Below are 20,866 nucleotides of genomic sequence, written 5' to 3'. Positions count from 1 at the left end.
CCGGAACAGGCGCCGCGCTGCAAAAGGAATAATTACGTATGTGCGGCATTGCGGGATCGATCGACCTAGCAGGCAAGCGACTACCCGACCGGGGCATGCTGCAACGGATGGCGGACGCTCTCGTCCATCGCGGGCCCGAGGATGAGGGATTCCTGTCCGTGCCTGGCGTGGGTCTGGCGCAGCGCCGTTTGAGCATCGTCGGTCTCGAGGACGGACGGCAGCCGATCTACAATGAAGACCGCACCGTCGCCGTGATCTGTAACGGCGAGTTCTTCGAATACCCGGAACGCCGCGCCGATCTCGAAGCGAAAGGGCACGTTTTTCGGACCCATAGCGACAGCGAGATCCTGGTCCATCTCTATGAGGAGCACGGCGAGGACCTGTTCCCCTACTTAAAGGGTCAGTTTGCCTTCGCGATCGTGGATCTCGCGCGCGGTGTTGTCCTGCTCGGCCGGGACCGTGTCGGCATCTGCCCGTTATTCTGGTCGCGTCAGGGCGACACGATCTATTTCGCTTCCGAGATCAAGGCGCTGATCGCCTCCGGCGCCGTCCGGCCGGAAGCCGATCCCCGCGGGCTGGACCATCTCTTCACTTTTTTTGCGATGGGTTCGAGCCGCACCGCGTTTAAGGGCGTTCAGTCGCTTGAGCCCGGGCATTATCTTCGGATCGACTTGCCGAATGGCGTGGGCGTGGCGAGCCCCGTCGAGCGCAAGTACTGGGACTTCGATTTCCCGGATTGGGGTGAGGAATTGGACGGAGACGTGGGCCAGCTCACCGATTCCTTCCAGTCGGTGTTCGAACGCGCGGTCGATATACGGCTGCGTGCCGATGTGCCCGTCGTCGGCTATCTGAGCGGCGGCGTGGATTCGGCCTTCGTCATGGCGACGGCCGCACGTGTTGCCGGCCGTCCCTTGCCGAGCTTCACACTTCGCATCCCCAAGAAAGGCCTCGACGAGGTCGATGAGGCGATGGAGGCCGCCGAGGCAATCGGCGCGCATCCGACCGTGGTGCATGCCTGCTCCAACCTCATCATGGACTCTTACGAGGCCTTGACCCGCGCGGCCGAGTGCCCCGTTCTCGACACGTCTTGCGCCGCGCTCTTGGCGTTGTCGCGCGAAGTCCGCTCCCAAGGCTATAAGGTCGTCTTGACGGGCGAGGGCGCCGACGAGGGCTTCGCCGGTTACATCTGGTTCAAGATGCGCGAGATGGCGCGCCTCCTCGACTATGGCGACGCCTTTACGCCGACCTCGGTGCTCAGCCGGGCGATCCGCAAGATCGGTGCGAAGCAGAATTCCGACGAACTCAAGCAGATCGACGCGCTCGTCGGCGGTCCGCACGCCCAGTCGGTCATGTACAGCCTCGTGTCCACGTCGCGGGACCGCTATTTCAGCACTGGTTTCAAGGAAGAACTCGGCGGTCACGTCGCGTACGAGGACTTTGATCTGGACCTGGAGCGCATGGCGCGCTGGCATCCGCTCAACCGCTCGCTCTATTTCGGCTACAAGGTCCATCTCGCGGGCCTGCTTCTCACCCAGAAGGGCGACCGTATCGCCATGGCCAACAGCGTGGAGACCCGCTACCCCTTCCTGGACGAGGACGTCATCGGCTTCATGTCGCAACTCAGCCCGCGTTGGAAACTGCGCCGGCGCATGCGCGATAAGTTCCTGCTGAGGCAGGCCGCGGAGCGAATCTTGCCGAAGAACATCGCGCAGCGTCGCAAGCACATGTTCCAGGCGCCGCTGGCGGACAGTTTTCTCGTGAACGCACCGGAATTCGTGCGCGAATTGATCAGCGAGGAAAGCCTGAAACGGACGGGCTATTTCGATGTCGATCAGGTGCGGCGGGATTGTGCCATGGTGGCCGAGGAGGGATCGAGCCGCAGTCTCGGCAGGTTCTACAGCCTCGGTCTCGGCGGCGTCGTCGCCACACAGCTCTGGCACCATGTCTATCTTGGCGGCGGCCTATGCAGCCTGCCTGCCTATACACCGGCCGAGCCGCAGGAAGAGGTGCCGCTCGAGGCGGCTGTCTCCGCGTAACAGCATCTTATCGCGATATTGGAATGGCCGCCGGTCTCTGACGTCCTGGCCGCTAGGTCGTGCCTACTAGGCAGCGCTGTGACGCTTTGGAAGCGGCGCAACCTTGGCGGTTGCCTTGAGAGCGCCCTGGGCATGAACCTCGGCGGTCTCGGGCCGGCCGTAGAGGAAGCCCTGAACTTGCGGGCAGCCGAAGCGACGCAGCATGCGGGCTTGCTCGGGCGTCTCGACGCCTTCTGCCGTGACGGCGATCCTGAGTGACTTGCCGAGAGCAACAACAGATTTCACGATGGCGCGCATGGCCGGATCGCGAGTCATGTTGCGGACGAACTGCTGGTCGATCTTGATTTTCGAGAACGGGAAGCGCGCGAGATAGCTCAGGCTCGAATAGCCGGTGCCGAAATCGTCCATGGCGATCCTGACGCCGATTGACCGGAGGCGGTTCAGCTTGGCTAGAACCTCTTCGGTGTCGTTGATCAGGAGGCTTTCCGTGATCTCCAGTTCCAGTCTGCTCGCAGGCAATCCTGTTTGATGGAGGACATCGGCCACCGTCTCGGTGATGTCACCGACGCGGAACTGCGCCGGAGAGAGATTTACCGCGACCGTGAGGTGCTCGGGCCATTTGGTTGCGTCGGCGCAGGCTTGCCGCAGCACCCACTCTCCGATCGGAACAATGAGTCCGGTTTCTTCGGCAATCGGAATGAAATGCCCTGGTGAAATGAGCCCATGGTCCGGGTGGCGCCAACGGATCAGCGCTTCCGAGCCGCATGGCATCTCGGTCTTCAGGTCGTACTGGGGCTGGTAGACGATCTCGAACTCGTTGCGTCTCAGCGCGTGCCGCAGATCCTGTTCGATCGTATGACGCCGCTGAAGGGCTTGGTCCATGCTCTCTTCGTAGAAGCAGACGCGCTGCCCGCCATCGGCCTTCGCCCGGGAGAGCGCGATTGCCGCATGCCGCAGCAGAACATCGGAGGTATCGCCATCGGCGGGCGCCAGCGCAATGCCGACGCTAGTCGCCAGGACGACCTCGCGATTGCTGACGTGGAACGGCTGAGCCAGAGCAGTGCCCAAGCGATGCATGAAGGCCATTACATCGCTGAGCGCCGCGATATCGGTCAGGACGATCGCGAACTCGTCACCGTCGACCCGCGCAACGATATCGGTGTCCCGCGCGAGATGCTGAATACGGCTTCCGAAGTCGTGGAGGACGCGGTCGCCGCCGTGGCCCTCCAAGGACTCGTTGAGTTCCTGGAAACGGTCGATATCGAGCTGATAAGCGCCAAGTGCCGATGACCGGATTTCGTCCGCTCCAGGGCATTGTCGAGAAGGTCCGTGAGCGTAGCCCTGTTCGCAAGACCGGTCAGCGTGTCGTGCTCTTGCAAGTACCGGACTTCTTCGCTGGCGCGCCGCTGCGCGCGGCCGCGGCTCCAAGCCACGATAAGCGGGATGGCGATGCCGGCGCTGACGAGGCCGAGAATGACGAGCGCGACGACGCCGAAATAGTTGGAGAGGACACCGGCCTGCTCGGTCTGGTCCAGATAGACCTCCAAGGAGCCATGCACCTTTCCGCGAAGGTTGATGGGAATGTGCAGGCGCGCAAAGTGCGACGGCTTGGAGAGTTCTTCTCCCCCGTATAGACCGATCGTGGCGCCATTCATTTTGGGGTTGATGGCCGCGGCAACCGCCGACCGGTCCAGCCGAAGGTCGGCAAGGCCGCTCGTGTAGAGCACGTCGCCTTTGGAGTTATACAACTCGTAGCGCAGGACGCGCCGTCCGTATCCGGCCTCCGAGAAGACTTCCGCCAACTGCGCGGCACCGCCAGGGACCGTCAGCGCCTGCAGCATGACCTGAGGATCGGACAAGACCGCCTCACGGATTCGGTCCTCGGCGGAGAAGGCCTCGCGTTCCAGTTCGAGCAGGCCAATGCGATTCGGCGCCACCAGCGCGGCCAGCGCAATCGCGACGGCGAACGAGGTCAACCCCAGCCAGTGCCAATATTCTTTTAGCAGTTCTTGTAGGCGCATGATGCCACTGCGACGGAAGCCGTTCGTTTTGCTGTGTTCAACTTACGGCAAAATTTGGCCTCAGGAGGTTAAGAAACGACGTAAGCGGAGGGAACTAAAGTCTTTTTGTCGCGCGAGTGACGAGATTCTGAGCAGAATCGGGGTGCCGCGGACGCAAAATCCGCAGTTTTCCGGGGATGAAAGGCCTTCTTAAGCGCGTTCGCGGTTAGCCGCCGGTCGCTGACATGAATCGAGGCAAAGAGGGGGCGGAGTCGCGATCGATGATAAAATCGTGCCCCTTCGGCTTGCGGGCGATGGCTTCCTCGATGGCCGCGTGCAGCAAATCGTCGTCACGGCTGACACGCATTGGCGACCTGAGATCGGCCGCATCCTCCTGGCCGAGGCACATATAGAGCGTGCCCGTGCACGTCAATCTGACCCTGTTGCAGGACTCGCAGAAATTGTGGGTCATCGGCGTGATGAAACCGAGACGGCCGCCCGTTTCACGAACGCGGACATAGCGGGCCGGGCCGCCTGTCCTGTCGGGAAGATCGTCCAGGGTGAAGTGCTGGGCCAAACGGGTCCGCACGAGGGACAGCGGCAAATATTGGTCTGTCCGGTCGGTGCCGATCTCTCCGAGGGGCATGGTCTCGATCAAGGTCAGGTCGAAGCCCCGGCCATGAGCCCACCGCACCATGTCTTCGATCTCGTCCTCGTTGACGTCACGCAAGGCCACGGCATTGATCTTGACCTTGATGCCGGCGCGCGCGGCGCGGTCGATGCCGCGCATGACCTGGTGGAAGTCGCCCCAGCGCGTCAGGAAGCGGAACTTGGCCGGGTCGAGCGTGTCGAGAGAAATATTGATCCGCTCGACGCCGTGTTCGGCCAATTGGTCGGCAAAACGGTAGAGTTGGCTGCCGTTCGTGGTGAGCGTCAGTTCGTCGAGCCCGCTACCCAGGCGCCGCGATAGAGATTCGATGAGGCTCATGACATTGCGCCGTACCAGCGGTTCTCCGCCGGTGAGCCGCAATTTCCGCACACCACGTGCGATGAATGCGCTGGCGAGCCGATCGATCTCTTCGAGCGTCAACAGATCCTTGCGCGGCAGAAAGGTCATGTCCTCCGCCATGCAATAGGTACACCTGAAATCGCAGCGATCGGTCACCGAGACGCGCAAGTAGCTGATGGCGCGGCCAAACGGGTCGACCAGGTTGGTCTCAACATCACTCATAAGGGCGTCTCTTCGAGCCTGTTCCTCGCAAGTCGGCACGTTGGTTCGTGCCTCGTGTTTCGTCAGGGCGTGTGCCATGAGACACGTTACGCCTTGCGGCCCCTAACTTCCGCCTCGATGGGGCAGGATCATCTAGAGTATATTGAATTCGCAGCCTTTCAATAGCGCCCAGGTCCGTCGGAGAGCGACCTTGACCGGGCACGTATCAGCAAGGGAGTCCGGCCATGGACGAGGATCGGTTCAACATGTCGATGCGACGTTTCTTGAAGGAAGTCGGCGTCACGTCGCAGCAGGCGATCGAGGCTCTTGTCCGCGACTCTGGGTTGCAAGGGGAAGGCAAACTCAAGATGAAGATGGTTCTGACGGCCGACAGCACGTCCCTCAACCACGTGGTCGAAGGTGAAATCGATCTTGGTTGAGATGATCTTGGCTGACGAAAACCGGCTGACATGAGTTGGGTGATGCGATGTATGCTCCGGATGGCGGCTCGGCAAACTGGCCGACCGAGTTGAAACTCGACAAAGACAAGTGCGTGCTCACCGTTTCCTTCGACGACGGGGCGCGGTTCGCGCTGCCTGCCGAACTCCTACGGGTGCTCAGTCCGAGCGCCGAGGTCCAGGGTCATAGCCCCGAGCAGCGGGTGACGGTGCCGGGCAAGCAGAATGTCCGTATCGTGCAGTTGGAGCCGGTCGGAACCTACGCCGTGCGGATCACCTTCGACGACGGCCACAACACCGGGCTCTATATGTGGGAGTATCTGCGCGACCTCGGCGAGAACCAGGAGGCGCGCTTTAGGGACTATCTGAACGAGCTCGCCGACAAGGGCCTCTCGCGCTGAGCCGACATCGCCACCATGGCGCCCCGGGTGCCGCCTCAGCTCTTCTCCTTGTCGAGCAGGGCGCGCTTGCGCTCCTGTCCCCAACGATAGCCCGATAGCGAGCCGTCACGGCGCAGGATGCGGTGGCACGGGATTGCCACGGCGAGCTTGTTGGCCGCGCAGGCGCCCGCCACGGCGCGAACCGCACCGGGAGATCCGATCGCGGCGGCGAGTTCGCTATAGGATCGCGTCTCGCCGGCCGGGATCTTGCGCAGCGTCTCCCACACGCGCCGCTGGAATGCGGTGCCGCGAATATCGAGCGGGATAGCGCTTTGGCTTTCGGGCCTATCGACCAGGGCGACAATTGACGCCGCCGTCGCGGCGAAGGACGCGTCCGCTTCGTTTAGGATCGCCTGAGGGAAGAGCGCGCGCAGCTCGCCGGCAAGGCCGTCGGCACTATCGCCCAGCAATATGGCGCACACACCCTTCGTACTTGCCGCGACGAGGACATGGCCGAGGGAACAAGGCATCGTTGCGAATGTCAGTTGTTCGGAGGCGCCGCCTTTACGGAACGAGTCCGGCGCCATGCCGAGGGCGGCGGAGGCGCCGGAGTAGAAGCGTCCCGACGAACTGAACCCGGCTTCATAAAGTGCCTCTGTCACCGTCGCGCCCCGGGACAAGGCATCCCGCACGCGATCGTTCCGCAACGCGGCCGCCGTAGCCTTCGGCGTGATCCCGAGCGCGGATCTGAACTGACGATGAAAATGGTGGGTGCTCGAGCCCACGGCGCGCGCGAGATCCGCAAGGGGGATCGGGACTTCGGACTCCTCCATGAGACGGCAGGCTTTTTCGACCCTTAGAGCCCAGGCAGGGGCCGCGGCCGCTTCGGCGGGCTTGCAGCGCATGCAGGGGCGGTAGCCGGCGCGCTCTGCCGCCGAGCAACTCACGAAAAAGGAGACATTGGCCCGGTTCGGCTTGCGAGCCGGACAGGACGGCAGGCAGTAGATCCCCGTGGTCTTGACCGCGTAGTAGACGGCGCCGTCCAACCGGCTGTTGCGCGTCTGGACTGCTTGCCACGCGCTGTCGTCGTCGAGGTGTCGGAAGTTGGTGGCTGGGTTGGGAGACATTGTTCCGAGGGTCGGTGTGCCGGGGGCGATCTGCCACGATTGGAGGACGTGATATCGTGGGGATTGTGCCACTTGGATTGCTCGTGCGCACTCCGATCCTTGCCGGCGAACTCGACAGCATCGCCCCGGGGCAAATTTTGGGGCACACAAACGGCACGCAAGAAGTCGTGGTGGCAATCCCGTGCAGTGTGACCAATATAGAATGCGAAGGGATCGATCGCGGCGCCGTATCGCCCGTCGCGATGGCGGAGGCGTCCAACGCAGCTTTTCTTGGGGTTGGAGCGGCAGAATGTCGCGAAAAAGTGATAATTCGGGCGCACACAGGCGAATCACGATGCGGCGTAGGCCGTCAGCATCGAGACGAACGCGTGCCACCAGGAGACCGCATTGACCGATCACGCCGAACATGACGCGCGGGTGCCCCGGCAGCGCCGCGTTTGGCGTGCGCGTCAGGTCGCCAAGCGCGGTCTTCACGCCCTGACGGCGAAGCTGTGGTCGTCCTTCTGGCTGATCGTCATTGTGGCCGTGATCATGGCGAGCCTCGTGGCGCTGGGCGATCTGTCTGTCGGATTGGCCCTGGCGTCCTTCGGCGGTTTCGTCGCGGCCGTGCTGCTGCTTCCTCATCAGAACACCGACCAGGAAGAAGAAGCCGGCTTTGCCCCGGCGCCCGTCGCCGACCGCAACCGCTCGCCCATGTCGGCGGTGGTCGATGCGCTGCCGGACCCGGGCATCCTTCTGAGCCCAACGGGCCAAGTCGTCTTCTTCAACGCCCCGGCGAAGGGGGTCTTCTCATCCTTGCGCGAAGGGAGCCATATTTCCTCACTGATCCGCGCACCCGAGTTCCTCGATGCCGTCAGCGCGGCGCCGCAGACCGGCCAGGCGGTTTCGGTCGTTTACGCCGAGCGCGTGCCGGTCGGCCGCCGCATGGAAGCCACGGTGGCGCCGCTGGGACGGAAGGCTGGACCGGAAAGCGATATCCTGGTTCTCCTGCGGGACTTCACCGAGGGCGACCGCATCAATCAGATGCGGACGGACTTTATCGCCAACGCCAGCCATGAAATGCGCACGCCGCTCGCCTCGTTGCGCGGGTTTATCGAGACGCTGCAGAGCACGGCCAAGGAAGACGAGGCGGCCCGCGAACGCTTCCTGCCGATCATGGCGGAGCAGGCTGCGCGTATGACCCGGCTAATCGACGCCCTGCTGTCGTTGAGCCGGCTCGAAATGAATGCGCACGTCCCGCCGAGCGACCTGGTCGATTTGAACGACGTTTTGGGCCATGCCCGCGATACGCTGGAGCCGATCGCGGCGGACAGTCATATGACGCTGGAGGTCGAGCGTTTTGCGAAGCCGGCGATCGTGCGTGGCGATCGCGACGAACTCCTCCAGGTGCTTCAGAACCTCGTGCAGAACGCGCTGAAATACGGCCGTCCAAACGGCAGTGTGCGGATCGAAGCCAAGCACATTCCCTCGCTCAGCCAGCATGCGAGAGGACGTTTTGCGATATCGGTGATCGACGATGGGCCGGGCATCTCGGCCGAACATCTGCCCCGCCTGACGGAACGCTTCTATCGGGTCGATGTCGATTCGAGTCGCGAGAAGGGCGGGACCGGCCTGGGTCTTGCTATCGTGAAGCATATCCTCAATAGGCATCGCGGCGAATTGGCGATCGCCTCAAAGCCGAAGCAAGGCTCGACCTTCACGGTCATGCTTAACGAGTCGCAACCGGCGGGCGACCGGGCGTCGTTGTCCACAGCCTCAAAATAGAAAATCTATTATAGAACAGCAAGTTATGCTGTCATAATAGAGAATCATCAGCGTCATAAAACAATGGTCGAGGGCCTTTAGCGTGCCCATGAGCTGGCGGCGTAGGGCACGCCGGCTGAGGCGCTTGTTCGAGCGCCGTTATCCAAGCCAAGGGAGTTCTATTGTGAACAGGTTTGCTATCGCAGCGTCGACGCTCGCCGTCGCCGCTCTCTGCACGGGCGGCCCCGCGCTGGCCCGTGATCAGGTTCAGATCGCAGGTTCCTCGACCGTTCTGCCGTATGCGCAGATCGTTGCCGAGGATTTCGGTAAGACCTACTCCAAGTTTAAGGCGCCGGTCGTCGAGTCCGGTGGTTCCTCTGCTGGCCTGAAGCAGTTCTGCAAGGGCGTCGGCGAGGGCACGATCGACATCGCGAATGCTTCGCGCCCGATCAAGGACAAGGAAATCGAGGCTTGTGCCGAAGCTGGTGTGAAGAACATCATGCCGGTTCGCTTCGGTTATGACGGCATCGTCTTCGCGACCGACGCCAAGTCGGGCGCTTGGGCTCTCGAGCCGAAGGACGTCTACCTCGCTCTGGCCGAGGAGATCCCGGTCGACGGCAAGATGACGGCCAACCCGAACAAGACCTGGAAGGACGTGAACGACAAGCTTCCGGATTGGAAGATCGTCGCGTACATCCCGGGCGAGAAGCACGGCACTCGTGAAGTCTTCGAAGAGAAGGTTCTCGCGATCGGTTGTGAGGCCGTTGGCGGCATGAAGGCGCTTGAAGAAGCCGGCATGGACGAGAAGGCCGCTGAAAAGGCTTGCGTGAAGGTCCGCAAGGACGGCGGCGCGATCGACATCGATGGCGACTACACCGAGACGCTGGCCCGCATTCAGTCCAATCCGGAAGGCGTCGGCGTCTTCGGTCTGTCGTTCTACGAGAACAACACCGACAAGCTGAACGTCGCCACCATGAGCGGCATTTCGCCGTCCGTGGAGACGATCTCCTCCGGCGAGTACCCGGTTTCCCGCCCGCTGTTCTTCTACGTCAAGAAGGACCACATCGGCGTGATCCCCGGTCTGAAGGAGTATGTCGAGTTCTTCACCAGCGAGAAGATGATCGGCCCGGACGGCCCGCTGGCCGACTATGGTCTCGTCCCGCTGCCTGAGAACGAGCTCGAGGCTCTTCAGGAAGAAGTCAAGGAGGGCAAGGTCCTCAGCATGTAATGCTGACGATCTCGTCTGATTAAAGCCAAGTTGGGGGAGCGGCGCGCGAAGAGTGCCGCTCCCCCGGCCGGCCCTCGAACCGGGGCCACCAAGACTGAGAATTGCCGACCGAGGGGGGTCGCCGGGTGTCCACTTTCACGATACTTGCCATACTGATAGGCGCAGGCGTCCTCGCCTATTTCATCGGCCGCATGCGCAGCATCCAGGTCTGCGGCGGTGAGCAGCATAAGCTCCACTCGCGTCCGTCCTATAACGGCTACTACCTCGCGATCCTGACTGCCCTTCCGGCGATTATCCTGTTCGCCGGCTGGAGTATCGCGGAACGACCCGTCACCCGATACATCGCCATGCAGGAGCTCGGGCCCAAAGTGCTGCAGGGCACCGATGCCGAGCAGGCTCTCACCATGAGCGTGGTCGATACGATCGCAGAGGGCCTGCCGCAGCTCACCTCAGAAGAGTTTGAGGTGCTGCGCAAGGCCCGGTACGGTTTCGTCACCACCTCCGATGCGCGGGACGTGTTGTCCCGGCACAGCGTCGTTCTGGGATCCGATCCTGAGCGTTCGGTGTTGGCCGCCGCCGATGAGCTGGCATCGGCGCGCGCGACCAGCCGGCTCATCATGCCAATCGCCTGTTTCGCTCTCGCGGCGCTTGGCTTTGCCTGGGGCTACTCGCGCATCCGTCCGGAATTGCGCGCCCGCAACATCACCGAGGCAGTGATGCGCTCAGGGCTATTCCTGGCATCGACCGTCGCGGTGCTCACGACCGTCGGCATCGTCCTGTCGGTGCTGTTCGAAACCATCCACTTCTTCCAGTTCGTCTCGCCGTTCGACTTCTTGTTCGGAACGGTCTGGGATCCGCGTTTCGCGACAGTCGGCAAGGCCGAAGGTCAGTTCGGCCTCCTCCCGCTTCTGTGGGGTACGCTGTTCATCTCGGCGGTCGCGCTCTTGGTCGCCGTGCCGGTCGGCCTCTTCGCCGCGATCTACATGTCCGAATATGCCGGATCCAAGGTGCGCGCCTTCGCCAAGCCCGTTCTTGAGATCCTCGCCGGCATCCCGACGATCGTGTACGGCTTTTTCGCTCTGTCGGTCTTCGGTCCGCTGCTTCGCGACCTTGGTTTCAACATCGGACTCGAAGTCTCCGCCTCCAGCGTGCTGACCGCCGGCATCGTCATGGGCGTCATGATCATTCCGTTCGTGTCGTCGCTTTCCGACGACATCATCACGCCGGTGCCGCAGTCGCTGCGCGAAGGCTCCTACGGCCTCGGCGCGACCCAGTCGGAGACGATCAAGAAGGTCATCTTGCCGGCGGCGCTCCCGGGTATTGTCGGCGCCGTGCTGCTCGCGGCCTCCCGCGCCATCGGCGAGACCATGATCGTGGTGTTGGCTGCCGGTATCGCCGCAAATCTCACGCTCAACCCGCTCGAGCCGGTCACGACGATCACCGTGAAGATCGTCAGCCAGCTCACCGGCGACCTTGAGTTCAACAGCCCGCAGACCCTCGTGGCGTTCGCCTTGGGCCTCACGCTGTTCATCATCACCTTGGCGCTCAACGTCTACGCCCTCTACATCGTGCGCAAATATCGGGAGCAGTACGAATAATGACCGACCAGACCGCCTCCCTCGCGTCCTTTACGGGCGACGAAGCTCGGAAGAAGCTGCGCAAGCGGCATCGGGCAGAGCGCCGCTTCCGGATGTACGGGGTTGCCGCGATCCTTTTCGCGCTTGCCTTCCTCGTCTTCCTGTTTACGTCGATCTTCAGCCAAGGCTGGTCCGCGTTCCTGCAGACCTCCATCAAGCTTCCGGTCGAGTTCAGCCAGGACGTGATCAATCCCTCTGGCAATCCCGATGCTGAAGAGGAAATCTTCCGCGCCAACTACGTGAAGCTCGCGCGCACGGCGCTCTATAAAGAGCTTGGTGTCGATCCCGAGGTTCGCAAGGAGCGCCGCGCCGCCAATGAGCTCTTGTCCCGCGGCGTCGACGTCCAACTCCGCGACATGGTCCTGCGCGATCCGTCGATTGTCGGCAAGACCGAGGATGTCTGGCTCCTTGCAAGCGACAATGCCGACGCTCTGCTGAAGGGCTCTATTGACCGCGAGACGCCGAGCGATCGCCGTGCGGTGAGCGATCAGCAGGTCGCCTGGATCGACCAGCTGGTCGACAACGGCGATATGAAGAAGCGCTTCAACACGGGCCTCTTCCTAAACGGCGCCTCGAGCAGCCCAGAGACCGCCGGTCTCGGTGTGGCGCTCATCGGCTCCTTCTTCATGATGCTTACGGTGGTCTTGCTGGCCGTACCCTTGGGCGTGTGCGCGGCGCTCTATCTCGAGGAGTATGCTCCCAAGGCAAGATCGCCGGACACGATCGAGGTGAACATCAACAACCTCGCGGCGGTGCCGTCCATCGTGTTCGGACTCCTTGGCCTCGCGGTCTTCATCAACTTCTTCGGACTGCCACGGTCGGCGTCCCTCGTCGGCGGTCTCGTGCTGACACTCATGACGCTCCCGACCATCATCATCACGACGCGAGCCGCCATCCGCGCGGTGCCGCCGTCGATCCGCGAGGCGGCTCTCGGCGTCGGAGCGTCCAAGATGCAGTTGATCGGACACCACGTCCTGCCGTTGTCCTTGCCGGGCATTCTGACCGGGACAATTATCGGTCTCGTGCAAGCGCTGGGTGAAACCGCCCCGCTCCTGATGATCGGCATGGTCGCCTTCGTGGTGGAATATCCGACGACTCCGCTCGAGCCCGCCACAGGCCTGCCGGTGCAGATCTATATGTGGGCATCGTCGGCGGAACGTGGTTTCGTGGAACGCACCGCCGGTGCGACCATGGTATTGCTGGCCTTCCTGATCGTGATGAACAGTTTGGCTGTGTATTTACGCAACAGGTTCGAACGCAAATGGTAAAGGGGACCGAAGCTATGGAGGCGAAGGTGGAAGACAGGCCTGCTACGACGGTCGAGCAGCCCGCCGAGCCGAAGGAGACGGGCGACGCCGCTTCTTCCGCACTTGGCGAGCTGAAGATGAAGGCGACGGACGTCAACCTGTGGTATGGCGACAAGCAGGCGCTGTTCGACGTCAACCTCGAGATCTTCAGTCAGTCGGTGACGGCCCTGATCGGTCCCTCCGGTTGCGGCAAATCCACGTTCCTGCGCTGCCTCAACCGCATGAACGATGTGATCGATATCTGTAAGGTAAAGGGTGATATTCGCCTCGACGGCGAAGACATCTATGCCCCCGAGGTCGATCCGGTGCAGCTTCGCGCCCGCGTCGGCATGGTGTTCCAGAAGCCGAACCCGTTCCCCAAGTCCATCTACGAGAACGTGGCCTACGCGCCGCGTTTGCACGGCCTTTGTGCCACCAAGGCTCAAATGGATGAGGTCGTCGAGACCAGCCTCATCAAGGCGGGCCTTTGGGAAGAAGTGAAGGATCGGCTCGATGCGCCGGGTACCGGCCTTTCGGGCGGTCAGCAGCAGCGTCTCTGCATCGCCCGGGCCATCTCGGTGAACCCGGAAGTCCTTTTGATGGACGAGCCTTGCTCTGCGCTCGATCCCATTGCGACGGCGACCATCGAAACACTCATGGATGAGCTCAAAGAGAATCTCTGCATCGCGATCGTGACCCACTCGATGCAGCAGGCCGCACGTGTGTCCCAGCGTACGGCGTTCTTCCATCTCGGCAAGCTCGTCGAGGTGAATGACACGTCGACGATCTTCACCAACCCGTCCGATCAGCGTACCCAAGACTACGTCACTGGTCGCTTCGGTTGATATCGGCGCTCAGGAGTCCCGCCCCCCATGGAACAACAGAACGAACATACAGTCCGGTCCTACGAGGAGGAACTATCGCTCCTCAACAACAAGATCGCCAAGATGGGCGGCCTTGCGGAGAAGGTTCTCGGACAATCCTTTGAGGCTCTGGATCGCCGCGATCCGGACCTTGCCGCCAACACGATCGGCGAGGACGAGGAGATCGATCAGCTTCAGCGCGAGATCGAAGAGCAGGCGGTCATCATGATCGCCCGGCGGCAGCCGATGGCCTACGATCTCCGCCAGATCATGGCAGCCTTGCGGATTTCAACGGATCTCGAGCGGATTGGCGACCTTGGCAAGAACATCGCCAAGCGCGCCGTCGCGGTCGTGACGGAGCAGCAGCCGAAGCAGTTGATGCTGGGCCTGAAGCACATGGGCGAGCTGTCGCTCAGCCAGCTCAAGGACGTGCTTGATGCTTTCATCGAGCGCGATGCCGAACGGGCGCTGAACGTCTGGTACAAGGACGAAGAGATCGACTCGATGTACAACTCGCTGTTCCGCGAGCTCCTCACCTACATGATGGAAGATCCGCGGAATATCGGCCTATGCACGCATCTGCTTTTCGGTGCGAAGAACATCGAACGGGTCGGCGACCATGCGACCAATATCGCCGAGACGGTATACTATCTCGTGCATGGCCGGCCGATCACGGATCAGCGTCCGAAAGGCGATACGACCAGTTCGACGGCCTATACGTCGTTGAGAAGCTCGTCCTTCTAACTGGGGGATGTCCGTGATGAACGCGGGAGCAAAGGTACTGGTTGTCGAGGATGAAGAGCCGCTGGCTCTTCTCCTTCGGTACAATCTGGAGGCCGAAGGCTTTGCCGTCGATGTGGTGCATCGCGGCGACGAGGCCGAAGTCGCAATTGCGGAAAATTCGCCGGACTTGATCGTGCTCGATTGGATGCTGCCGGGCCTGTCTGGGCTCGAGCTGTGCCGGCGGTTGCGTACGGGCAAGGAGTCGCGGACGATACCGATCATCCTGTTGACGGCGCGGAGCGAAGAGAACGACCGCATTCGGGGTTTGACGACGGGCGCGGACGACTACGTGGTGAAGCCCTTCTCCCTGCCCGAGCTGATGGCACGGGTGCGGGCAATTCTCCGCCGCACCAACCCGGAGCGCATCGCCTCCGTGCTGACGGTGGGAGATATCGAGCTCGATCGCGACTCCCATCGTGTCACGCGCAACGGCCGCCAGGTTCACCTCGGGCCGACGGAGTTCCGGCTCTTGGAGTTTCTGATGCAGAGCCCCGGCCGCGTCTTCAGCCGTGCACAGCTCCTCGATGGGGTCTGGGGGCGGAACGTCTATGTCGACGAACGCACGGTGGATGTGCATATCGGCCGTTTGCGCAAGGCCATGATGCGCGGCAGCGAACGCGACCCGGTTCGCACCGTGCGCGGCGCCGGCTACGCGTTTTCCGACAAGCTGGAAGAGACGGCCTAGGTCCGCTCGGGAAGTCAGCCAACCAAGAAAAAAGGCGCCGGTTCCCCGGCGCCTTCAATCGTATCTCAGACAGAGATTGCTCTCGGAAGAGTGATTCAGCCAGTGGCTGAGCGCTTCTCCCGCCGCCGCGCTTGAACCGGCTGAAACGCCATGCGGGCATGATGCTCGCAATAGGGCGAGGTGCCGGTCTTCTTGCGTCCACAAAAGTGAAACCCTTCTTCGGTCGGGTCGCCGATCGGCCATTTGCACATCGACTCCTTCAACGTGAGGATGGTGGCGCGCTCATGCAGCGGGATCACCAGTTCCTCGACGGGAGCCGGCGCCGGAGCCGCCTCGTATTCTTCTTCATAGGTCGGCTTCAGCGCGACGTTGCCGCGCGTGCCGAAAGTGATGGACGGCGCTCTGTTTTGCCGTGGCGCCTGGGTGCGTCTCGGCCGGGGAACGCTGGACCGGGAACTGGTCGCGCGTCCCGACAGTCCGAGCCGATGCACCTTGCCGATAACCGCGTTACGGGTCACTCCGCCTAAGCGTCCCGCAATCTGGCTCGCGCTCAGTCCTTCGGACCAAAGCTTCTTCAGCAGTTCAACTCTTTCGTCAGTCCAAGCCATAATTTCGGCCTCCTCAGTTTGGACTCAGATTCCACCCGTCGTTAGCGACGGCATTTTTTTTCGCAATACTCGGATTTACTGCTGAGAAATGATCGCTCGGGAGTCCACCATGCCTACGACATCTGGTAGCCGAACGATTATTACCCTACTAAGGCCGGTAGGAACCGACAAGCGTCCGCCACGCTTGTGTGCCTCGTTTTCCACCGGAACCATTGGATTCTGCCATCACTCCGCGCTGAGCACAAACCCGAGGCTGAATAGAAGCGTGGAGAACCGTTGGATAAGCGGGTCATAAGGACAGATTGACTCAAGTGTGGTGCAGACCTAACACTCTGACAAAGCTTGCTGCCGCCCGTTGGCGGCACTTTTGTTTCAAGAACACGGAAGTTTCATGTCGGCTCTCCTTCCGACCTATGCCCGCAGCGGATTGATCTTCGCGCGGGGCGAAGGTGCCTTTCTCTTTGACGAGAGCGGTGAGCGCTATCTCGACTTCTCGAGCGGGATCGCGGTGACCGCGCTCGGGCACGCGCACCCGCACCTGGTGGCCGCGCTGAACGAGCAGGCGCAGAAGGTCTGGCATGTCTCGAACCTGTACGGCATTCCCGGTCAGGAGAGGCTCGGCCAACGGCTTTGCGATGCAACTTTTGCCGACCGCGTGTTCTTCGCGAACTCCGGCGCCGAGGCCGTGGAGGCCTCGATCAAATGCGCCCGGCGCTATCATTTCGCCAACGGCGCGCCGGAACGCTACCGGTTGATCACCATCGAGGGCGCCTTTCATGGCCGGACGCTCGCGACCATCGCCGCCGGCGGCCAGGCCAAGCATTTGGAAGGCTTCGGGCCGCCCGTGGACGGGTTCGATCAGGTGGCGGGCTTCGACATCGACGTCATTGAGGACGCGATTTCGGAGGAGACCGCCGGCGTGCTTCTGGAGCCCATCATGGGCGAGGGCGGCATGCGCGACGTGCCGTATCGCTTCCTGCAGGACTTGCGCGCGCTGTGCGACGAGAAGGGGCTGCTGCTGATCCTCGACGAGGTGCAGTCGGGCGTCGGCCGCACCGGCCGCTTCTATGCGCATGAATGGGCGGAGATCACGCCGGACATCATGGCCTCCGCGAAAGGGCTCGGCGGCGGCTTCCCGGTCGGCGCCTGCCTCACCACGGAGGCTGTGGGCCAGGCCATGGTTCCCGGCACGCATGGGTCCACGTTCGGCGGCAATCCGCTGGCCATGGCCGTCGGCAACGCCGTGCTCGACGTCGTCCTGGAGCCGGGCTTTCTCGAACATGTCGCGCAAATGGGCTTAAGATTGAAGCAGCAGCTTGCCGGCCTTGCCGACGAGCACAGCGAGATCATCGCCGAAGTGCGGGGCCAGGGGCTCATGATGGGACTGCAATGCAAGCCCGAGAATACCAAGCTTGTCGCGGCCCTGCGCGAGCGGGGGATGCTGACCGTCCCGGCCGGTGACAATGTCGTGCGGTTGCTTCCGCCCCTGATCGTCGGCGAGGAGGAGATCGATCTCGCCAGCCGTACCATCGATGCCGCTTGCGTCGCCCTGAAAACGGGTGATGCGGTTTAGGCCCCTTCGTTTCAGCCTCCCCAATTTCAAGACAATCCATTCATGCCTTCGACGCCTTCCCATTTTCTCGATATCGACGCACTGGATACGCGGACTCTGCGCGCAATCCTCGATGCGGCCGCCGCCCTGAAGAAGGCGCGCAAAGTCCCGAAAGGCCTTGCCGTACCGGAAGGCGCCGTCCTGGCTATGATCTTCGAGAAGCCGTCCACGCGGACGCGCGTCTCGTTTGAGATGGCCATGCACCAGCTCGGCGGCGCAGCGGTCGTGCTGAACGCCCAGGACATGCAGCTCGGCCGCGGCGAGACGATCGGCGATACGGCGCGGGTGCTCTCGCGTTACGTGGATGCGATCATGCTGCGCACCGGTGCGCACCAGGGACTGCTGGACTTCGCCGAGTATTCCGACATTCCGGTCATCAATGCGCTCACGGCGAGGTCCCATCCCTGCCAGATCATGGCCGACGTCCTCACCTTCGAGGAGCACAAGGGGCCGATCAAGGGCCGCGTGGTTGCCTGGATCGGCGACGCGAACAACGTTGCGACCTCCTGGGTGCATGCTGCGGCGCGGTTCGGGTTCACCTTGCGTATCGCAGCCCCGGCGGATTTTGGCCCGGCCCCGGATCTTCTGGCTTGGGCCCGTGCCGAGGGCGCGCAGATCGAAGTTATCGAAGACGCGCGCGCGGCCGCCAAGGATGCTGACTGCATCGTGACCGACACCTGGGTCTCCATGGGCGACAAGGATGTCGAAGCACGCAAGAGCGCTCTCGAGCCCTTCCGGGTCGACGAGGCGCTGATGGCGCTCGCCAAGCCCGATGCGATCTTCATGCACTGCTTGCCCGCCCATCGGGGCGACGAGGTCACCGATGCGGTCATGGACGGACCGCAGTCGGTCGTTTGGGACGAAGCCGAAAACAGGCTGCATGCGCAAAAGGCCATCCTGGTCTGGTGCTTGAACAACGGCCGCCTGCCGGTGCGGGCGGCGGCAAAGAAGAGGTCCGCGCGCAAGGCCGCACCAGCCAAGCGAAAGGGTGCCAGCACAAAGAAAGCTGCGCCCAGGAAGGCTGCGTCCAAGAAAAGCGCTGCGAAGAAACTCGCCAAGAAACGGGCGGGTAAGCGCGGAGGCAAGCGGTGAGCGAAACCGCCTCCACCGAGGCCATCGAGTTCGCACTACCGGCGGACGACGTCTTGCTGCCGTTTCAGGCCGAGCAAGCGGACGTTCTTGGGCGTCTCGTCAAACTCGGATCTACCGTCGACACGATCCTGTCCCGGCACGACTATCCAGAACCCGTCTCGCGCCTGCTTGGCGAAGCCGTCGCGCTGACGGCGCTACTGGGAGCGTCGCTCAAGTCAGACGGCAAGCTGATCCTGCAGGCCTCCACCAACGGCGCCGTCGATCTGCTCGTCGCCGACTTCGTGGTTCCGGGCTCGATGCGAGCCTATGCCCGGTTCGACGAGAAGAAGCTCGCAGCTCTCGACCACAGCGACGACGCGGCTCTGCTGGGGACAGGCCACCTCGCCATGACCATCGATCGAGGTGTGGACGCCGAGCGCTATCAGGGTGTGGTGCCTCTCGAAGGCAGCAGCCTTGCCGAGGCCGCGGACACCTATTTCAAGCAATCCGAGCAACTGCCTAGCTTCCTGCGGCTGGCCGTTGCGCGACATTTCCAAGCCGGGGAGAACGGCGAGGGCGCCTGGACCTGGCGCGCCGGCGGACTGCTCGTCCAGAAGCTGACCCGCGAAGGCGGTATCATCAGCCCCAAGCGGTTCGAGGAAGATTGGACCCGGGCGAAATCGCTGGCCGAAACGGTCGAGGATCATGAGTTGCTCGATCCGACGCTGGCGCCCGAGCGGCTCCTGTTCCGTCTCTTCCACGAAGAACAGGTGCGCGTCTATCACGCCATCGAGCTGACGACCTATTGCAGCTGCTCGCGGGAGCGCGTCGGGGAAATGCTCCAGCGCTTCTCTGGTGAAGAGCTCTCGGACATGGTGGTCGACGGACAGCTATGGGTGAATTGCGAGTTCTGCAACGCGCACTACGATTTCGACCCGAAGGACTTCGCGCCGCTTAGGCGGCACGGCCCATCCCTTACGCGCTCATCCGCTCGGTCAACTTGGTGAGAAACGCGAGGCACGCCTCGATCTGCGACAGTGCGACGAACTCGTCCGCCGCGTGCGCCTGCTCGATACTTGCCGGGCCCGCACACGACCGCCGAACAGCCCGCGTCCTGGAAGAGCCCGGCCTCCGTGGCATAGGACACGCCGGAGGCCGGTTCGCGCCGGTCAGCATCATCGCCAAAGACACGGCCTCGGAATCTGGCCCCGCAGAGAAGGCCGGTACGGCCGTTTCGGTCTTGGTGTCGATGGAAGCATCCGGTGCGACGGCGCGCATGCCGGGCAGCAGCGTTTTCTCGGCGAAGTCCTCAAGCCGTGCGGGTGCGTCCTTGGCCTTGGTGCCGGGCAACCCGCGAAGCTGCCACAGGACATCGCAATTGCGCGGCACGATGTTCGGCGCCGTACCGCCGTCGACCATGGCCACCATTACCGTCGAGTAGGGCGGATCGAAATGCGGATCGTTCTCGGTACTCGCTACCTCGGCGGCCATGCGGTCGATTTCCTCGACGAGCTTGGAAGCAGCGGAGATCGCATTCACGCCGATTGCGGGCATGCTGGAATGCGCTTCCTTGCCAGTGACCGTCGTGCGGAAGACGTCGATGCATTTGTGTCCGTCGATGACCTGCATGCCGGAGGGTTCGCCAACGATCACGACACGCGGGCGCGGCAGATCCTGCTCCAGACGCGCGATCATCGGCCGGACCCCGACGCACCCCACCTCCTCGTCATAGGAGATGAGGATGTGGATGGGCTCCGTGAGCGGCGCCGCCTTGAACAGCGGCACGGAGGCGAGCACGCAGGCGATGAAGCCCTTCATGTCGCATGTGCCCCGGCCGTAGAGCTTGCCGCCGCGCTCGGTCAGTGTGAACGGGTCTGACGTCCAGGACTGCCCGGTCACCGGCACGCAGTCGCTATGGCCCGAGAGCCCGACGCCGCCATCGCCTTCGCCGATGGTGGCGAAGAGGCAAGCCTTCTTGCCGTCGCCGTCAGGCACCAAGGTCGAGGCGATGCCATGACCGTCCAGGTACTCCCGCACGAAGGCGATCAGATCGAGATTCGATTTCGCGCTCGTCGTATCGAAGGCGATGAGCTTTGCGAGAAGCCCTATTGCGTCCTGCGTGCTTGGCGGTGTTGGCAT

18 protein-coding genes and 1 pseudogene are annotated in these 20,866 nt (G+C 62.6%); 13 read left to right on the top strand and 6 right to left on the bottom strand.

The window, feature by feature from the left end:
• The first annotated feature begins 38 nt into the window (after window positions 1-38).
• On the top strand, window positions 39-2,036 hold the full coding sequence (gene asnB, locus AUC70_RS00570; RefSeq protein WP_069443104.1) for an asparagine synthase (glutamine-hydrolyzing): 1,998 nt from the start codon (window positions 39-41) through the stop codon (window positions 2,034-2,036).
• Window positions 2,037-2,102: 66 nt separating this feature from the next.
• On the opposite strand, the gene AUC70_RS00565 is transcribed toward asnB, so the two are convergent.
• The 3 genes from AUC70_RS00565 to moaA form a co-directional block, all read right to left on the bottom strand.
• Window positions 2,103-3,266, bottom strand: coding sequence for a putative bifunctional diguanylate cyclase/phosphodiesterase (locus AUC70_RS00565; RefSeq protein WP_141701864.1), 1,164 nt, complete (start codon window positions 3,264-3,266; stop codon window positions 2,103-2,105).
• On the bottom strand, window positions 3,149-4,057 hold the full coding sequence (locus tag AUC70_RS17665) for a GGDEF domain-containing protein (RefSeq protein WP_141701863.1): 909 nt from the start codon (window positions 4,055-4,057) through the stop codon (window positions 3,149-3,151). Before AUC70_RS17665 ends, AUC70_RS00565 begins: the two co-directional genes overlap by 118 nt.
• 205 nt (window positions 4,058-4,262) lie before the next feature.
• Complete coding sequence (gene moaA, locus AUC70_RS00555; RefSeq protein ID WP_069443101.1) at window positions 4,263-5,267, bottom strand: GTP 3',8-cyclase MoaA; 1,005 nt, start codon at window positions 5,265-5,267, stop codon at window positions 4,263-4,265.
• Between the two features lie 224 nt (window positions 5,268-5,491).
• On the opposite strand from moaA, the gene AUC70_RS00550 reads away from it, so the two are divergent.
• Both AUC70_RS00550 and AUC70_RS00545 read left to right on the top strand, forming a co-directional pair.
• Window positions 5,492-5,686, top strand: coding sequence for a DUF6494 family protein (locus AUC70_RS00550; protein WP_069443100.1), 195 nt, complete (start codon window positions 5,492-5,494; stop codon window positions 5,684-5,686).
• A 47-nt stretch (window positions 5,687-5,733) separates the two neighbouring features.
• On the top strand, window positions 5,734-6,105 hold the full coding sequence (locus AUC70_RS00545; RefSeq protein ID WP_069443099.1) for a gamma-butyrobetaine hydroxylase family protein: 372 nt from the start codon (window positions 5,734-5,736) through the stop codon (window positions 6,103-6,105).
• Window positions 6,106-6,140: 35 nt separating this feature from the next.
• On the opposite strand, the gene ada is transcribed toward AUC70_RS00545, so the two are convergent.
• Window positions 6,141-7,211 carry a bifunctional DNA-binding transcriptional regulator/O6-methylguanine-DNA methyltransferase Ada gene (gene ada / locus AUC70_RS00540; protein ID WP_069443098.1) on the bottom strand — a complete coding sequence of 357 codons (1,071 nt, stop codon included), beginning with the start codon at window positions 7,209-7,211 and terminating at the stop codon, window positions 6,141-6,143.
• Between the two features lie 387 nt (window positions 7,212-7,598).
• Here ada and AUC70_RS00535 point away from each other — a divergent pair, with 387 nt between their 5' ends.
• From AUC70_RS00535 to phoB, 7 genes are all read left to right on the top strand, one after another.
• Window positions 7,599-8,975: an ATP-binding protein gene (locus AUC70_RS00535; RefSeq protein WP_083241110.1), complete on the top strand. Its 1,377-nt coding sequence runs from the start codon at window positions 7,599-7,601 to the stop codon at window positions 8,973-8,975.
• A gap of 163 nt (window positions 8,976-9,138) precedes the next feature.
• Window positions 9,139-10,182, top strand: a complete 1,044-nt coding sequence (locus tag AUC70_RS00530) for a PstS family phosphate ABC transporter substrate-binding protein (RefSeq protein ID WP_069443097.1) — start codon at window positions 9,139-9,141, stop codon at window positions 10,180-10,182.
• A gap of 125 nt (window positions 10,183-10,307) precedes the next feature.
• Window positions 10,308-11,780 carry a phosphate ABC transporter permease subunit PstC gene (gene pstC, locus AUC70_RS00525; protein WP_069443096.1) on the top strand — a complete coding sequence of 491 codons (1,473 nt, stop codon included), beginning with the start codon at window positions 10,308-10,310 and terminating at the stop codon, window positions 11,778-11,780.
• Window positions 11,780-13,087 (top strand): phosphate ABC transporter permease PstA, encoded by a 1,308-nt coding sequence (gene pstA / locus AUC70_RS00520; RefSeq protein ID WP_069443095.1) that lies wholly within the window; start codon window positions 11,780-11,782, stop codon window positions 13,085-13,087. Before pstC ends, pstA begins: the two co-directional genes overlap by 1 nt.
• Window positions 13,088-13,203: 116 nt before the next feature.
• Entirely contained in the window at window positions 13,204-13,950 is a 747-nt protein-coding gene (gene pstB / locus AUC70_RS00515; protein WP_244505433.1) for a phosphate ABC transporter ATP-binding protein PstB, read from the top strand.
• Between the two features lie 27 nt (window positions 13,951-13,977).
• Entirely contained in the window at window positions 13,978-14,712 is a 735-nt protein-coding gene (gene phoU / locus AUC70_RS00510) for a phosphate signaling complex protein PhoU (RefSeq protein WP_069443093.1), read from the top strand.
• 16 nt (window positions 14,713-14,728) lie between these two features.
• Window positions 14,729-15,436 (top strand): phosphate regulon transcriptional regulator PhoB, encoded by a 708-nt coding sequence (phoB, locus tag AUC70_RS00505; RefSeq protein WP_069443124.1) that lies wholly within the window; start codon window positions 14,729-14,731, stop codon window positions 15,434-15,436.
• A gap of 95 nt (window positions 15,437-15,531) precedes the next feature.
• Here the strand turns inward: phoB and AUC70_RS00500 are convergent, their stop codons facing one another.
• Complete coding sequence (locus AUC70_RS00500) at window positions 15,532-16,044, bottom strand: GcrA family cell cycle regulator (RefSeq protein WP_069443092.1); 513 nt, start codon at window positions 16,042-16,044, stop codon at window positions 15,532-15,534.
• Between the two features lie 391 nt (window positions 16,045-16,435).
• Between AUC70_RS00500 and AUC70_RS00495 the strand changes: the two genes are divergently transcribed.
• From AUC70_RS00495 to AUC70_RS00485, 3 genes and pseudogenes are all read left to right on the top strand, one after another.
• Window positions 16,436-17,617 carry an aspartate aminotransferase family protein gene (locus tag AUC70_RS00495; RefSeq protein WP_069443091.1) on the top strand — a complete coding sequence of 394 codons (1,182 nt, stop codon included), beginning with the start codon at window positions 16,436-16,438 and terminating at the stop codon, window positions 17,615-17,617.
• Window positions 17,618-17,659: 42 nt separating this feature from the next.
• Window positions 17,660-18,571, top strand: a pseudogene (argF, locus tag AUC70_RS00490) (ornithine carbamoyltransferase); the annotation flags it as partial.
• Between the two features lie 173 nt (window positions 18,572-18,744).
• Complete coding sequence (locus AUC70_RS00485) at window positions 18,745-19,734, top strand: Hsp33 family molecular chaperone (protein ID WP_069443089.1); 990 nt, start codon at window positions 18,745-18,747, stop codon at window positions 19,732-19,734.
• Here the strand turns inward: AUC70_RS00485 and argE are convergent.
• Window positions 19,703-20,866, bottom strand: coding sequence for an acetylornithine deacetylase (gene argE, locus AUC70_RS00480; RefSeq protein ID WP_069443088.1), 1,164 nt, complete (start codon window positions 20,864-20,866; stop codon window positions 19,703-19,705). The two genes, AUC70_RS00485 and argE, sit on opposite strands and share 32 nt — an antisense overlap.

The sequence above is a fragment of the Methyloceanibacter stevinii genome, from assembly GCF_001723355.1.
Lineage (GTDB): Bacteria > Pseudomonadota > Alphaproteobacteria > Rhizobiales > Methyloligellaceae > Methyloceanibacter > Methyloceanibacter stevinii.
Note: the sequence above shows the minus strand (reverse complement) of the source record. Positions and strands in the feature narration are given on the sequence as shown.

What these genes read in the sequence shown, in the direction of transcription:
- phoB (WP_069443124.1), top strand. Translation starts at nt 14,729, where the DNA reads ATGAACGCGGGAGCAAAGGTACTGGTTGTCGAGGATGAAGAGCCGCTG.
- moaA (WP_069443101.1), bottom strand. Translation starts at nt 5,267, where the DNA reads ATGAGTGATGTTGAGACCAACCTGGTCGACCCGTTTGGCCGCGCCATC.
- pstB (WP_244505433.1), top strand. Translation starts at nt 13,204, where the DNA reads ATGAAGGCGACGGACGTCAACCTGTGGTATGGCGACAAGCAGGCGCTG.
- AUC70_RS00500 (WP_069443092.1), bottom strand. Translation starts at nt 16,044, where the DNA reads ATGGCTTGGACTGACGAAAGAGTTGAACTGCTGAAGAAGCTTTGGTCC.
- pstA (WP_069443095.1), top strand. Translation starts at nt 11,780, where the DNA reads ATGACCGACCAGACCGCCTCCCTCGCGTCCTTTACGGGCGACGAAGCT.
- AUC70_RS00495 (WP_069443091.1), top strand. Translation starts at nt 16,436, where the DNA reads ATGTCGGCTCTCCTTCCGACCTATGCCCGCAGCGGATTGATCTTCGCG.
- phoU (WP_069443093.1), top strand. Translation starts at nt 13,978, where the DNA reads ATGGAACAACAGAACGAACATACAGTCCGGTCCTACGAGGAGGAACTA.
- argE (WP_069443088.1), bottom strand. Translation starts at nt 20,866, where the DNA reads ATGCCAACACCGCCAAGCACGCAGGACGCAATAGGGCTTCTCGCAAAG.
- AUC70_RS00545 (WP_069443099.1), top strand. Translation starts at nt 5,734, where the DNA reads ATGTATGCTCCGGATGGCGGCTCGGCAAACTGGCCGACCGAGTTGAAA.
- asnB (WP_069443104.1), top strand. Translation starts at nt 39, where the DNA reads ATGTGCGGCATTGCGGGATCGATCGACCTAGCAGGCAAGCGACTACCC.
- AUC70_RS17665 (WP_141701863.1), bottom strand. Translation starts at nt 4,057, where the DNA reads ATGCGCCTACAAGAACTGCTAAAAGAATATTGGCACTGGCTGGGGTTG.
- AUC70_RS00550 (WP_069443100.1), top strand. Translation starts at nt 5,492, where the DNA reads ATGGACGAGGATCGGTTCAACATGTCGATGCGACGTTTCTTGAAGGAA.
- ada (WP_069443098.1), bottom strand. Translation starts at nt 7,211, where the DNA reads ATGTCTCCCAACCCAGCCACCAACTTCCGACACCTCGACGACGACAGC.